The 14,852-nt window shown below is 33.4% G+C and carries 12 protein-coding genes; 11 read left to right on the top strand and 1 reads right to left on the bottom strand.

What is annotated here, in order from left to right:
* The first annotated feature begins 18 nt into the window (after positions 1–18).
* From H1R17_RS04010 to H1R17_RS03970, 9 genes are all read left to right on the top strand, one after another.
* Positions 19–2,868, top strand: coding sequence for a hypothetical protein (locus H1R17_RS04010; RefSeq protein ID WP_163431458.1), 2,850 nt, complete (start codon positions 19–21; stop codon positions 2,866–2,868).
* Positions 2,868–4,502, top strand: a complete 1,635-nt coding sequence (locus H1R17_RS04005; RefSeq protein ID WP_163431457.1) for a hypothetical protein — start codon at positions 2,868–2,870, stop codon at positions 4,500–4,502. Before H1R17_RS04010 ends, H1R17_RS04005 begins: the two co-directional genes overlap by 1 nt.
* Positions 4,503–4,631: 129 nt before the next feature.
* A complete protein-coding gene (locus H1R17_RS04000; RefSeq protein ID WP_163431456.1) occupies positions 4,632–5,849 on the top strand; it encodes an aminotransferase class V-fold PLP-dependent enzyme in 1,218 nt (405 codons plus the stop codon).
* A gap of 10 nt (positions 5,850–5,859) precedes the next feature.
* Entirely contained in the window at positions 5,860–6,282 is a 423-nt protein-coding gene (locus tag H1R17_RS03995) for a SufE family protein (protein ID WP_163431455.1), read from the top strand.
* 7 nt (positions 6,283–6,289) lie between these two features.
* Positions 6,290–6,613, top strand: a complete 324-nt coding sequence (locus H1R17_RS03990) for an SUF system Fe-S cluster assembly protein (RefSeq protein WP_163431643.1) — start codon at positions 6,290–6,292, stop codon at positions 6,611–6,613.
* A 1-nt stretch (position 6,614) separates the two neighbouring features.
* The gene (locus H1R17_RS03985; protein WP_163431454.1) at positions 6,615–7,124 is read left to right on the top strand and encodes a DUF2480 family protein; all 510 of its coding nucleotides are present in this window, start codon (positions 6,615–6,617) and stop codon (positions 7,122–7,124) included.
* A 17-nt stretch (positions 7,125–7,141) separates the two neighbouring features.
* Entirely contained in the window at positions 7,142–7,990 is an 849-nt protein-coding gene (locus H1R17_RS03980; protein ID WP_163431453.1) for a DUF3078 domain-containing protein, read from the top strand.
* A 58-nt stretch (positions 7,991–8,048) separates the two neighbouring features.
* The gene (locus H1R17_RS03975) at positions 8,049–9,962 is read left to right on the top strand and encodes a gliding motility-associated C-terminal domain-containing protein (protein ID WP_163431452.1); all 1,914 of its coding nucleotides are present in this window, start codon (positions 8,049–8,051) and stop codon (positions 9,960–9,962) included.
* A gap of 29 nt (positions 9,963–9,991) precedes the next feature.
* On the top strand, positions 9,992–10,423 hold the full coding sequence (locus tag H1R17_RS03970) for a hypothetical protein (protein ID WP_163431451.1): 432 nt from the start codon (positions 9,992–9,994) through the stop codon (positions 10,421–10,423).
* Between the two features lie 24 nt (positions 10,424–10,447).
* On the opposite strand, the gene hflX is transcribed toward H1R17_RS03970, so the two are convergent.
* A complete protein-coding gene (gene hflX / locus H1R17_RS03965; protein WP_163431450.1) occupies positions 10,448–11,674 on the bottom strand; it encodes a GTPase HflX in 1,227 nt (408 codons plus the stop codon).
* A 243-nt stretch (positions 11,675–11,917) separates the two neighbouring features.
* Between hflX and H1R17_RS03960 the strand changes: the two genes are divergently transcribed.
* Positions 11,918–12,844 (top strand): type IX secretion system membrane protein PorP/SprF, encoded by a 927-nt coding sequence (locus tag H1R17_RS03960; protein ID WP_163431449.1) that lies wholly within the window; start codon positions 11,918–11,920, stop codon positions 12,842–12,844.
* A 17-nt stretch (positions 12,845–12,861) separates the two neighbouring features.
* On the top strand, positions 12,862–14,772 hold the full coding sequence (locus tag H1R17_RS03955; RefSeq protein WP_163431448.1) for an OmpA family protein: 1,911 nt from the start codon (positions 12,862–12,864) through the stop codon (positions 14,770–14,772).
* Positions 14,773–14,852: the final 80 nt, after the last annotated feature.

Raw genomic sequence — 14,852 nt, 5'->3', positions numbered from 1 at the left:
TTAATTAAACTTTTGCTTATGAAAAGAGCAACAAAAATAAATATAGCATTATTGGCACTTACTTTAAGTGCCAGTGGGCTATATGCGCAGCAAGGATTTGGTACAGCAACCCCTAACAAAGCTTCCGTAATTGATATGAAATCAAATACAAAAGGTTTGTTAATTCCACGTGTTGCATTAACAAGTACTACTGTTTTTGCTCCAATTGCGGGTGCATTACCTAGTACCGCTAATTCTTTGTTGGTTTACAATACCAATAAAACAGGTGATGTAATAGAAGGATTTTATTATTGGACATCAGCAGACTCTAAATGGAACAGATTAATAGCAAGTAACGATGGTGCTTTGTCATTAGTTGGCGATGTTAATGGTGCTTTAGGAAGCAATACAATTACTAAAATTCAAAGTCAACCTGTAACTTTTACAGGCGCTACTAGCGGACAAGTAATTACATGGAACGGAAGTGCATGGGTACCTGCCGATATTACAGCTGCTAATGTTAAAGGGGGTAAAAACATTGTTGTTAATGATGGTTTAAGTCTTACAGGTGGTGCAGCTTCTCTTTTAACAGATGCTACTATTGGTATTACTAATGGAGGTATTAAACCAGTTAAAATTGAAAGAGCGCAAGGTACTTTACCTTTAACTGCACCACAAGTAATGGTAACACAAACCAATGGTACTGTTGCTTGGGTTCCACAATCATCTCTTGTACCAGCTACAACAAATATTTTAGCAAGTAATAGTAATACCCTAACATCTACTGTAAATGGTGTTTCAAGTGTTGCTCCTATTGTTAATACGGTAGCTAATACTGTATCTGGTAGTTCTTTAACCACAACAGTAAATGGAGTAGCAGGAACAATCGATTTAGCATCAGTTATTCAAGCAGGACAAAAAACAACCACCTTATCAGATGGCACTAATACAACAGTTGGTTCAACAGTAACAGGTAATGTAACAGATTATAAGGTAAATGTTGCTACAGCTACTAATACGGGTAATTTAGGAGTTGTAAAACAAGCAGCTACAAATCCTACAGTAAATATTGATGCAAATGGTGTATTATCTGTAAATACAACAGCTACAGGTATTGGTAAAACATTAAAAGGTGATGGTGTTACAGTAACAGCTGGTACAACAGCTGGTACAACAACTTCTGTGGTACAGTCTGTTTTAGCAGATGTGACTTTAGGTATTGCAGATAATGCTATTACAACAAACAAAATTGCTAATAACGCTGTTACAATAGGTAAATTACCAACAGGAGCAACTGCAACTACTTTTTTAAGAGGTGATGGTTCTTGGGTAACTCCTACAGATACAAATACAACGTATACTGGTTCTACATCTGTAATATTAAATGGTTCTTCATTTGAACGTGCTGCTTTAACAGGAGATGTAACTGCTCCACAAAACAGTAATGTAACAACCATTGCTCCTAATGCAGTAACATCTGCAAAAATAGCTGACGGTACAATTGTTCCAGCTGATATAGCTTCTCCTGGAAATAATAAAGTATTAACTTCTAATGCTTCAGGTGCGCCAATTTGGGTAGATCAGTCAGCTATTTCTAATGAGCCATGGAATGTTCAAAACACTTCAAATCAAGCTACTTCCAATACTCAAAATATTTATCAACAAGGAAATGTTGCTTTAGGTACTATTTCTACAGATCCTGTTCGTAGTGAGAAATTGTATGTAAAAGGACAAACATTTGTAGAGGAAAATACAATGGATGCAGGTGCAGGCGTAAGCGCATCCATAACAAATGGTAATTTTTTTACTGAATCATATTTAAGAAATTCAGGCGCTACAGTTGCCAATCAAAAAGGAAGAGCTCATATAGCTACAGATGCAAGTACTGCTTCAAGTTATAGACCATATGTAGAATTATTCGCTGGTAATTCAATGGAAGCAACAAATAATGTTGCGGGTAATTTTATGATCGATTCTAATAAATCTCATTTGGATTCAGGATATGGGGTTCATAACTTAATTGCTACACAATTTGGTGCAGATAATTCAACTTTTGCGCAAGGAAAAAATACATTACTTGGTGTTGATGCGAATGGAGTTAAAATAGGTGTTGTACAAGACGGGAATAATGCAGGACAACCATTTAGATATACAAGTATGAATGGAATAACGGGGCAAACTTATGTAAACGCATATTATTTACCTAGAACAGCTCCTACAACAGGTCAAGTGTTAACTTACGATAGCACAACTTCAAACTTAGGATCAAGAAGTGAAGTTTTTACAAAATGGGCTAATGTATCAGATTTAGTTCCTGCTTCATCTACAGCTTCTAATGGTTTAACAAAAGTGGTAAATGATATTCAATTAGGAGGTGATCTTACAAAGGCAACTACAATTACAAATAATGGTAATGCATTTACAATTGCTACGAATGGTACACCAACTTCAATAACGGGTTTGCCAAATGTTGCAACTTCAGCTACTGATAGAGTAATAATTGCCGATGCTAACGGTGTTTTAAAACAAGTGAAATCAGTTATGCCTAGCTTTTTTTATATGCCAGCAATAGTAATACCTACACATAATACATCTACAGGTTCAGTGCTTACAAGTACGCAAACAATTGAGTTATATACCTTGTATTCACAACAATTTAATATTTCGGGATCAGGTACAACAGGTACAGGTTGGGCAAGAAGTAACGCAAGTTCAACACTTCCAACACTACCAGCAAATCAATTAGATTATTTTATTACCTATTATGATACCGATGTATATCAAAATGTTGCTGTTTCTGCAACTGGTCAGTTAACTTATACTGTAAAATCAACCGCAGTTGTTACACCAAAAACATTCATGAATATAGTTTTTAAAGTGAGAGACTAATGAAAGTAGGTAAAAAAATATCCTTTTACTTTACCTTTTTTGCTCTTGTTTTATATTGTTATAACGTGGATGCACAAACGGTAACTCGTTTTCCGTACGAAATGGATTTTACAAGCGGTCAGCCTTCAGGTGTAATAACTACAAGTGGGTCTGGTACAAATGTAGCAACATTTAATTCAGACGGACTTTTGTTAACAGGTGTTGGTCAGAATTTGTTTGGAGGGGTTTTGTTTGATGCAGCTTCATTTGACTCAACAAACGGATTAAATATTGAATTTGAATACAGTATTTATGGTGGTACACCTTACGTTTCAACATCACCTTCATATTCCTCTTATGGGGATGGATTAGTGATGTTTTTGTATGACGGAACTATAGCAGCTCCTGTTTTAGGTTCAAAAGGTAGGGGATTAGGATATGCATATAATTATGCTACTAATACTCAAAAAAGACAAGGTTTGTCTGGTGCTTACTTAGGTGTTGGTTTAGATGTTTTTGGTAATTTTAAGGGTAGTATTGTACAAAGTAATCCCCAAGAATATTTAAACGGTATTGCAACCGGTAACACCATCACTGCTGGAGCAGTGAACGGAACCTGGTCTAATTATGGTCTAAGTCACGTTACGTTAAGAGGTGCATATGATAGAAATAATAGAAATGGGCAAGGGGTTAATTTTTCAGGATATCCCGTTTTGGCTACACAATCAACTTTAGCAAAATTAAATCAATCTGGTTTTACTGATGCTAGAACTTTTGCTGGTGCAGCTTTAATGAGTACAACTAGTGGGAATTATACTACAAACGCAAATTATTTAGCAGCGCCTTTTTCTTTAAGAGGTAATTCAAAAAACCCACCCGTTACCTCTCCAGATTATAGAAAAGCTTTTGTTACAATTTTACCTGCGCCAGCCTTATTAGGATTAACTAATGATGGGTTTGTTATAACAGTAAAGATACAAGCGGGTAATAATGCGCCAGTTACAGTTATTGATAAATACGTATATAGACAAAGCATAACATATGTAGATAATGGTAAAAGTTCTCCATCAACTTACACACTAAATAGCTCTGTTCCAAGTGTTTTTAAGCTTGGGTTTGCAGCTTCTACAGGAGGTGCATCGGAAGCGCATTTAATTAAAATGGTTAAAATAAGCTTACCTTACATGCCTGAAACACAAGAGGATGTTGCTAAGTTTTGTGGTAATTATAACCTTTCTTACGAAATTAGTCCATTTGATAATGATATTTTTTACAATGGTTTACTAAGTGGTTTAACAGATCCTACACCAGGAAATACCAATGGGACACATATAGATTATAGCACCTTTCAATTTGAGGATGCTACAGGAAATGTTGTAGGTAGTACACCAACATTACTTAATCCAACAGCAACTTATGCGCAAGCTAATGTAGGTACGTGGGTGTATAGTTCATTAACAGGTAAAGTTACATTTACACCAGTTAAAAATTATGTAGGTGTTGCAGAAACTTATTATTCTGCAAAGGGACCCTTACTTTCTGGTATGCCTTATAATCAAGAAAAATACCGCTCTAAACAAACTAAAATAACCGCAACTGTTGTAAGTTGTAATACAATTTCAAATCCGCAATTACCATCTGGTAGAAGCAAGTAAATTTTATAATATAAAAACACACATTTTTAAATGTGTGTTTTTTATTTAAACCTATTCTAAATTCCAATTTCAAAAAAACAATCGTGTAATTTTATATTAGTATCTTTGTATAAATTTTCTGAAATTAGAATGACATTCGATATAAATAAAATTAGAGCCGATTTTCCCATACTTTCACAACAAGTAAACGGTAAACCATTGGTTTATTTTGATAACGGTGCTACCGCCCAAAAACCACAGGTAGTCATTGATGCCGAAGTAAAGTATTACTCAGAAATCAATGCAAACATTCACCGTGGGGTACATCATTTAAGTCAGGTAGCAACCGATGCTTATGAAGAAGCACGTATTAAGCTACAAAAACACATCAACGCCAAAAACAGTTTTGAAGTATTGTTTACGGCAGGTACCACCTTTGGAATCAATTTGGTAGCCAACGGTTTTGGTCAAATCTTACAAGCTGGCGATGAGGTCATTGTATCGCATTTAGAGCATCACTCTAACATTGTGCCTTGGCAATTTGCCTGCGAGCGTTCGGGTGCAACCTTAAAGGTTATTCCTATGTTGCCCGATGGATCTTTAGATATGGATGCGTATGTAAATTTACTAAACAAAAATACCAAAGTAGTTGCGGTAAATCATATATCAAACGCCTTAGGAACCATCAATCCCATCAAATTTATTATTGATAAAGCACACGAAGTTGGTGCCGCGGTGTTGATTGATGGCGCGCAAGCAACACCTCATTTAAAACCCGATGTTCAAGCGTTAGATTGCGATTTCTATGTGTTTTCGGGACATAAAATTTGTGGTCCAACGGGTACAGGTGTTTTATACGGCAAAGAAAAATGGTTAAACGCATTGCCTCCTTACCAAGGTGGTGGTGAAATGATTAAAGAGGTAACGTTTGAAAAAACAACGTACGCTTGTTTGCCGCATAAGTTTGAAGCAGGTACACCCAATATTGCAGGTGGTATTGTTTTAGGAGTTGCGGTTGATTATTTAAATGAAGTAGGATTTAATAATATTGCGGCTTACGAAAAAGAACTGTTAGATTACGGTACCCAACGTTTAAGCGAATTAGAAGGTATTGAGTTTTACGGAACCACTAAGGAAAAGGCATCGGTAATTTCGTTCAATTTTAAAGGCATTCATCCGTATGATGTGGGTGCTATTATTGATAAATTAGGCATTGCGGTTCGTACAGGGCATCACTGCGCACAGCCTATTATGAATTATTTTGATATTCCGGGAACCATTCGCGCATCGTTTGCTTTTTACAATACCAAAGAAGAAATTGATGCAATGATTGAAGCCTTAAAAAAAGCGCAACAAATGTTGAGCTAAACAATAAATAATGAGTACAATTAAAGAAATACAAGACGATATTGTTGACGAATTTTCAATGTTTGATGATTGGATGCAACGATACGAGTATATTATTGAGTTAGGAAAAACCTTACCTTTAATAAACGAACAATACAAAAAAGACGAAAACTTAATAAAAGGTTGTCAATCAAAAGTATGGTTACACGCCGATATTGATAACGATGTAATTACATTTACTGCCGATAGTGATGCCATTCTTACCAAAGGAATTATTGCTATTTTAATCAGAACTTTTTCCAATCAAAAAGCGGTAGATGTAATGAATGCAGATATGAGTTTTGTAGACGAAATAGGATTAAAAGAACATTTATCACCAACACGCGCCAATGGTTTAGTGTCAATGATGAAACAAATAAAATTATATGCAATCGCCCTTCAAGCCAAACAATAACGAAGAAATGGAACAAGAAATTGATATGAATGCATTAGGCGAAAATATCGTAAAAGTTTTAAAAACGATTTTCGACCCTGAGATTCCAGTAGATATTTACGAATTAGGATTAATTTACGATGTTTTCGTAAACGAGGATCGTGAAGTAAAAATCTTAATGACCTTAACATCACCAAATTGTCCTGTGGCTGAAACATTGCCAATGGAAATTCAAGAAAAAGTAAAATCAATTGATATGGTAAAAGATGTTGAAATTGAATTAACTTTTGATCCGCCTTGGGATAAAGACATGATGAGCGAAGAAGCTAAGTTAGAACTTGGAATGCTTTAATATGGAAGGAGAAATTATAAATAAAGTAGCAAACAGTAGTTTAGTAGTTTTTGATTTAGAAGATTATTATCCTACAGAACCTCGTGTACTTATTGATATTTCTCAATTTTTATACGAAGGTTTTATTTTAAAAGAGAAAGATTTTCGTGCAGCACTTAGTGATAAAGATTGGAGTGTGTACCAAAATCAATTAGTAGCCATAACCTGTACAACCGATGCTATTTTACCATCTTGGGCAATGATGTTGGTATCATCTTACGTACAACCTTATGCAAAATTAGTGGTGCAAGGTAATTTACATCAGTTAGATTTAGTGTATTATCAACAAATAATTAATAATTTAGATTTTACACCGTATCAAGACAAACCTGTTATTATTAAAGGTTGCGCTAAAAAGCCAATTCCTGATGAAGGATATGTAATGGCAACACAAAAAATGATGAACTATGCTCGTTCAATTATGTTTGGCGAAGCATGTTCAGCAGTACCCGTTTTCAAAAGAAAAAAATAGTTATAAATAAAAATGTTATGAAAAATTTCTTATTAGTACTTCCTTTATTAGGAGTACAAGTTGTACATGCACAAGAAACGCCTGCTGTTGTTACCGATAGCACTTGGATTGCAAAAGGAAACATTGCTATTTTAGGTAGCCAATCTAGTTTTTCACAATGGCAAGCAGGTGGATCCAATAACCTTGCGCTTAACGGATCGTTAAATTACGACGTTAACTACAAAAAAAACGATTGGGTTTGGGATAATAAGTTTATTGCATCATACGGTATCAATAAATTAAAAGGTGAAGAGCAGAAAAAAACCGATGACCGTTTGGAAATTAATTCGGTATTAGGTAAAAAAGCAAAAGGCGATTGGTACTACTCTGCATTCACAAATTTTAAAACCCAGTTTGATACAGGTTTAGACCCTAAAGATGAAACCAAGAAAATTTCTCATTTCATGTCGCCAGCTTATTGGCAAACAGGTTTAGGTATGCTGTGGAAAAAAAGCGATAACCTAAAAGTAAATATTGCACCAGCAACAGCACGTTTTATTTTTGTACATAAACATTTTACCGACTTGGGTGAATCGTTTGGAGTAGAACAAGGAAAAAACATGCGTTTTGAATTTGGTGCTTCTTTAAACGCTTATTACAAAGTACAAGTAATGGAAAACTTTACAATTGAGAATATTTTAAACTTGTATTCCAATTATTTAGAAGATCCGCAAAATGTTGACCTAGATTACCAAATTAATGCAGTATTGAAAGTAAATAAGTATATTTCTACGAATTTGACATTTCAAACCCTATATGATGACAATGCTTATAAAGGATTTCAAACCCGTCATACTTTAGGCGTAGGGTTAAATTATATGTTTTAATTTTTTTTTTCAAAGTATTTTTCTAAATTTAACGAATTATTATATTAATTTAATCATTATGTTTAGAAAAATACTCTTCTTTTTAATGCTATTAAGCTACTTTGAAGGTAGCTCACAATGCGTTCCAGTTGATGTTGATTGTTTTGATATTACTATACCAAAGCAGCCTTATTATGAAGATGGTAATGACCACTATATAGTGTGTGTTGATAAAAAGGTTACTGTAACTCCAGATTTAAAGGTAGATTATTTAAACAAGACAGATCGTTATACAGTAGAATCAATACCTTATGAGCCTTATCCATATCGCGGAGGAGCTGAGGTTGCTGTAACAATTGATCAACGTGCTGCAACCGATATTGATTTACCTTTTGAATTTTGTTTCTTTGATAAAAAATTTAAAAAACTTTCAGTACACTCTAATGGAGTAATTAATTTTACTGATGGTACTAATTTTAAAGGAGCTGTTTCAGATACACAACCACCTGGTGCTAACTGTCCAAATGGATGTAATGGAACGGATCCTATGAATCCTATACCTAAAGGAGGGCCAGGTTCTTTAGCAAGTGCAGGTTGGTTAAATTCTGTTCTGGGGGTAGCTTTTCATTACCACATAACTACTGGGCCTAATGGTTCTTCACCTGCTGGTACAGATCCTATTACAGGAAAACCTTATCCATATAGTAGTATTAATTATGCTGTTTATGGTACAGCTCCTTGTAGAGTTTTTGTTATTAGTTTAGCAAATATGCCAGCATATGATTTAGATAGAACTGCTTGCGCTTTATTGGAGAAAAACAGCCAAACCAGTCAAATAGTATTGCATGAAACAACAAATGTTATTGATATAAATATTGAAAGACATGATGGTTGTCCTTATGATGATAGAGGTAAAGGAATTGTTGGTATTAATAACTCTACAGGAACAGTTGCATATGCTGCACCACTTAGAAATGCGCAACATTTTGATGCAAGAAATGAATCTTGGCGTTTTGGACCATCAGGAGATCCATTATGGAGACTTGAATGGTATGCTAATGGAGCATATGTAGGTAATGGATTAACTCAGGATGTAACTATATCTGAACAGACGGTTATTTGTTCTAAATTAATTATTGATGGTTGTATTAAGCAGGAAACTGATTGCTATTGTGTTACTTTTTCACCTGATATTGATTTAAAAGATTTAGATATAGAGCAACAAATAGTTTGTGATAAAGATCAAAATACATTTGATTTACTAACATTAAATAAGATTGTTATTGATAATCAAGGAGGGGCTTCCGCAAATCTGTTAAAATTCTTCTATTATAAAACAGAAGATGATGCTATTAATAAGCAAAATAGAATAACAGCAGCTAGAGATTTTCCTATTGAAAGGGGAGAGAATAAAGTTTGGATGCGTATAGAAGGTCGTTTAGAAGAGTGTTTTGAGATAGTTCCAATTAAAATTTTAAAAGTGCCAGTTGAGGTAAAAGTACCTAAGCATGTAAATTTATGTAGTGAGTATACATTACCACCTTTAACAGATGAAGAGTTTTATTATAAGTTAGAACGTTTAGATGAAGATGCAAATGCTGTTGTAGAAACATTACCACAACCAAAAGAAGGACAGTTAATTAATAGAGTTGGATTCTATAGAGTTTCTATTAAGAAAACAAATGAATATGAATGTGAGGATGTAAAATCATTTATCTTATTTGTTGAAAATTGTAGTTATCCTAAAGGGATTTCACCAAATGGAGATGGAGATAATGATGTTTTAGATTTAACATATAATAACGTTGTTGAGTTGAAAGTGTTTAATCGATATGGAAAGGTTGTTTTTGAGCACGGGAAAGGTTATAAGAGACAATGGAGAGGTCAAGATTCAAATGGAAATTTATTGCCTTCAGGAACTTATTTTCTAAACATAAAAACTAAGAATTATGAGTATCAAGATTGGATACAATTAATGAATGAGATAAAATAGATTTTATATAAATCCTTAAAGTATAAAGAATGAAAAATGTAGTTTATATCATCCTTTTTATTGCTAGTTCAGCAATGTATGGACAACAAAATATGTCAATTGTTAATGATCCTTTATATCTGAAATATGAAGCAGCTTATGTTGAGCATTCAAGAAATGTTGCAAGTACATTAAAAGATTTAGATGTGATGGAACAAGAGTTTTACGGAAAGTTTAATAATATTAAAGATTTAGAGAAGTTTAATAAAAATAAAGATAAGGAAAAGTGGCTTTCAAGAAATATTGGTAAAACTTCTTTCAAAGATGCAGGAGAGGCTACTTCAATTTATAATAATATTGTAAAACTGAATAATTATAAAGAAGATGCTAGTAAATCTTTAACAGATATGATTAATGAGCTTACTAAAAATTACTCAGGTGTTGAAATATCTAAAGTTCTTAGATCTAGAATAAGTAAATAAAAAAAGAGGCATACGCCTCTTTTTTTATTCTTCATTAGCAGTATTTTCTTCGTATTCTGGATACAAGAAATTGTTATATGGAAAACGTGTTAAATGAATTTCGCGTACTGCATCATATACTTTGTGTTTAAACTCATCAAAGTTGTCTTTTTCTGTTGCTGATATAAAAATGGTGTTGCTTTCACCTACTTTACTCATCCATGTGTTTTTCCATTCATCAATTGAATAATGTTTGGAAGAACGCTCTATCATTAAATCTTCTTCATCAAAATGTTCAGCTTTGTAAGCGTCAATTTTATTAAAAACCATGATGGTTTTCTTATCATCGCTTTTGATTTCCTTTAAAATTTGATTCACAGATTCAATATGATCTTCAAATTCGGGATGAGAAATATCAACCACATGCAATAATAAATCGGCCTCACGTACTTCATCAAGGGTAGATTTAAAAGATTCAACCAACTGTGTAGGTAGTTTTCTAATAAAACCAACAGTATCTGATAACAAAAAAGGAAGGTTTTTAATGACTACTTTTCTTACTGTAGTATCTAATGTAGCAAAAAGTTTATTTTCAACAAAAACTTCGCTTTTTCCAATGGCATTCATTAAAGTCGATTTTCCTACATTGGTATAACCCACCAAAGCAACGCGTACCATAGCACCACGATTGCCTCTTTGAACCGCCATTTGCTTGTCAATAGTACGCAATTTATCTTTTAATAAAGCAATGCGATCTCTAACAATACGTCTGTCCGTTTCAATTTCGGTTTCACCAGGTCCGCGCATACCAATTCCGCCACGTTGACGTTCTAAGTGCGTCCACATTCCTGTTAATCTAGGTAATAGATATTGGAATTGAGCTAATTCTACCTGAGTTCTAGCATAGGAAGTTTGCGCACGTTGTGCAAAAATATCTAAGATAAGATTGGTTCTATCAAGTACTTTGCAATCTAATTCACGAACTAAGTTTTTTTGTTGCGCAGGCGTTAATTCATCATCAAAAATGACCGTATCAATTTTATTTTCTTTGATGTATAGGTTAATTTCCTCTAATTTTCCTGTGCCTACAAAAGTTTTAGGATTGGGTTTGTCCATTTTTTGAGTGAATCTTTTTTCAACTTCACCACCCGCAGTTTGAGTTAAAAACTCCAACTCATCCAAATATTCTTGTAGTTTATCTTCAGCTTGATTTTGAGTAATAATGCCCACTAACACAGCTTTTTCGTAAGAAACTTTTTCTTTTTCTAACATTTGTTATTTTTATAAGAATTAAAATGTTTTTATGCAAATTTATTAATTTTGATTGTATTGTTGCACTACAAAATACAGCAGCAGAATAGTTTTTTTAAATAATGAATATTTTTTTTTAATATATTAAATTAATATTGTTATTTTAGTAATTTCTTAACAGAAGTAGATTTTATGACAAGACAGTCAAAGTCTTTTGGTATTAAAAAATTAAATAAATTATATTTGTAATATAAATTTGTCCTTATGAAATTAAATAAAAGTATTGTTGCAGTTGTCTGTGTTTTACTTGGAACATTGAAGGGTTTTTCTCAGCAGGATCCTCATTATACACAGTATATGTACAACCAAAGTATTATTAACCCTGCATATGCGGGAATTAATGAATATTTATCTACGGGTATTTTATATAGATCGCAATGGTTAGGTGTTGATGGGGCTCCTACTACAGGTACTGCTTTTTTGCATACACCTGTTGCTAAAAATTTAGGTATGGGAGTGTCCTTTGTGAATGATAAAATTGGACCAGTTACAGAAAATAGTGCTTTTGCAGATGTTTCTTATACAATCCGTTTAGGAAAAGGGCATAGTTTGGCATTAGGAGTTAAAGGTGGGGTAACCATGCAAGAAATTGGTTTGTTTAGTCAAATTAATAATACTCTTTTTGATGAAAATGATATTGCTTTTTCACAAGATTCGAACGAGACTTTGTTTAGTGCAGGAGCGGGATTGTTTTATTTTACCAATAAATATTATGTAGGTTTTAGTGTGCCTAATTTCCTAAAAAATACTTATATGGAGAAAAACAACAGAAAGTTTGGTACAGATGTAGTGCATATGTTTTTAACAGGAGGATATGTTTTTGATTTAAACAACGATTGGAAGTTAAAGCCTTCAACTATGTTAAAAATGGCTGTAGAGTCTCCTCTTTCTGCAGATTTATCACTAAACACTTTATATAGAGAGAAATTAGAGTTTGGAGTTACGTATCGTTTACAAGATTCTTTTGGAGCTATGGTAAACTATAGAATTACGCCAAAATTAAGAATTGGATATGCTTATGATTATATTACATCAGATTTAAGTTACAAAACAAGCGGTTCTCATGAAGTAATTGTTTTATTTGATGTTTTCTACAAGAAAAAAGTATCAAGTTCTCCTCGTTATTTCTAATGGTCTAAACAATAATTATGAAAAAAATATACTTATCCCTTTTATTAATTGGTACTCTTTTTACTGCGCAGGCTCAAAATACTGCTTACATAAGCACACCTCAAGAGCGTTTAAAACATGCTGATGCTTTGTTTAAACGTTTAGAATATGTTGAAGCGGCTGAACAATATAAAAAATTGGTTCGTGGTGAAAAGTCAGACAATTACGTTATTTTACAATTAGCAGAAAGTTATTATCATATTTTCAATACAGTTGAATCTGCTAAATGGTATGCTAAAGCTATTGAAGGCAACCCAAACCAAGACGCTGAGGTGTTTTTTAAATACGCTCAAATGTTAAAGGCTAGTGGGCGTTATGAAACTTCTAATAAAATTATGAAGAAGTTTGCCGATTTAAAACCAGAAGATTCTAGAGCAATTGAATTTTTAAAAGATCCAGATTACATTCCTCAATTAAGAAGCCAAGAAGCTTTGTTTACATTTGAAGATAGTAGAATGAACAATTCGCAGTTTTCTGATTTTGGAGGAATTTTAACTAAAGATAATACACTTTATTTTGCTTCGGCACGCGATGAGTCTAAGAAAAAATACGGATGGAATGATCAGCCTTTCTTAAACGTTTATGCTGCTACTTATGTTCAAGATGAAGAAAAATTCAAAGACATTAAACCCGTTGATGAGTTAAATACTAAGCATCATGATGGACCTGTAACTATTACAGAAGATGGTCAAACCATGTTTTTTGCTACAGAAAGTTTCCGTGGTGGTAAATATGAAAAAGATAAGAAAAATCGTTTAAAGAAAGGAAAAGTAAGTGTTTACCGTGCTAAATACAGTGGAAAGAAATGGAAAGATATTGAACCAGTTCCATTTAATTCACCTGATTATATGGTAAGTAACCCAGCTGTAACCCCGGACGGGAAAATGTTGTATTTTGCATCAGATATGCCTGGAACGGTAGGTGATATGGATATTTGGAGAGTTGCTTTAAACGAAGATGGAACTTACGGAGAGCCTGAGAATTTAGGTACAATTGTAAATACCGAAGGCCGTGAATCATTCCCTTTTGTTTCAGACGACGGTAAATTAATTTTTGCTTCTGATGCGCACAAAGGTTTTGGTGGTTTGGATTTGTATATGTTTGATTTAACAGATCAAAACGCTAAAGTTCGTAATATTGGTGATCCAATCAATACGGCTAAAGACGATTTTCACTTGTCGTATTATTCAGATAAAGGAGTTGGATTTTTATCTACCAACCGTGTAAATAGAGATGATATCTATAAAGTTCGTCCTGTTTGTGTTACCGAAATGGTAGTTACAGTGACTGATCAAAAAACAGGAGCTATTTTAAAAGATGCACAAGTTGCTATTTTAGATTACGATAAAAACATCATTGAAACACGTTTTACCGATTCTTACGGAATTGTTCGTTATGATACCGATTGTAATAAAGTATTTGCATTACAAGTAAGCGCTGAAGGATATGAAAGCAAAGATGTAGAATTACAGAAATGGGGCGATGGTAAATATCCAATTGATGTAGCTTTACGTCCAATTGAAATGATTATTGTTGATCAAAAAATTGTTTTAGGAGATATTTATTTTGAATTTGATAAATCAAATATTACACAGCAAGGCGCATTTGAATTAAACAAATTGGTTCAAATTTTACAACGTAACCCAGGTATGCATATTAAAATTGAATCGCATACTGATAACAAAGGATCTGATGCTTACAACTTAAAATTATCAGACCAACGTGCAAGATCTACAATGCAGTATATTGTTTCTAAAGGAATCAATGCTGCTCGTTTAGAAGCTCGTGGTTATGGTGAAAGCCAGCCAAAAGTTGATTGTGGTGCAGGTTGTACGCCAGAGCAAGATGCAATTAACCGTAGATCAGAATTTCTTATTACCAAGAAATAAGAATAAAATTTAAAAGATAAAGACCTCAATTTGAGGTCTTTTTTTATGAAATGTAACTTTGGCACAGAACTTGATAATTT

Source organism: Flavobacterium sp. xlx-214 (assembly GCF_013874595.1).
Taxonomy (GTDB): domain Bacteria; phylum Bacteroidota; class Bacteroidia; order Flavobacteriales; family Flavobacteriaceae; genus Flavobacterium.
This window is presented reverse-complemented; position numbering and strand designations above follow the sequence as displayed.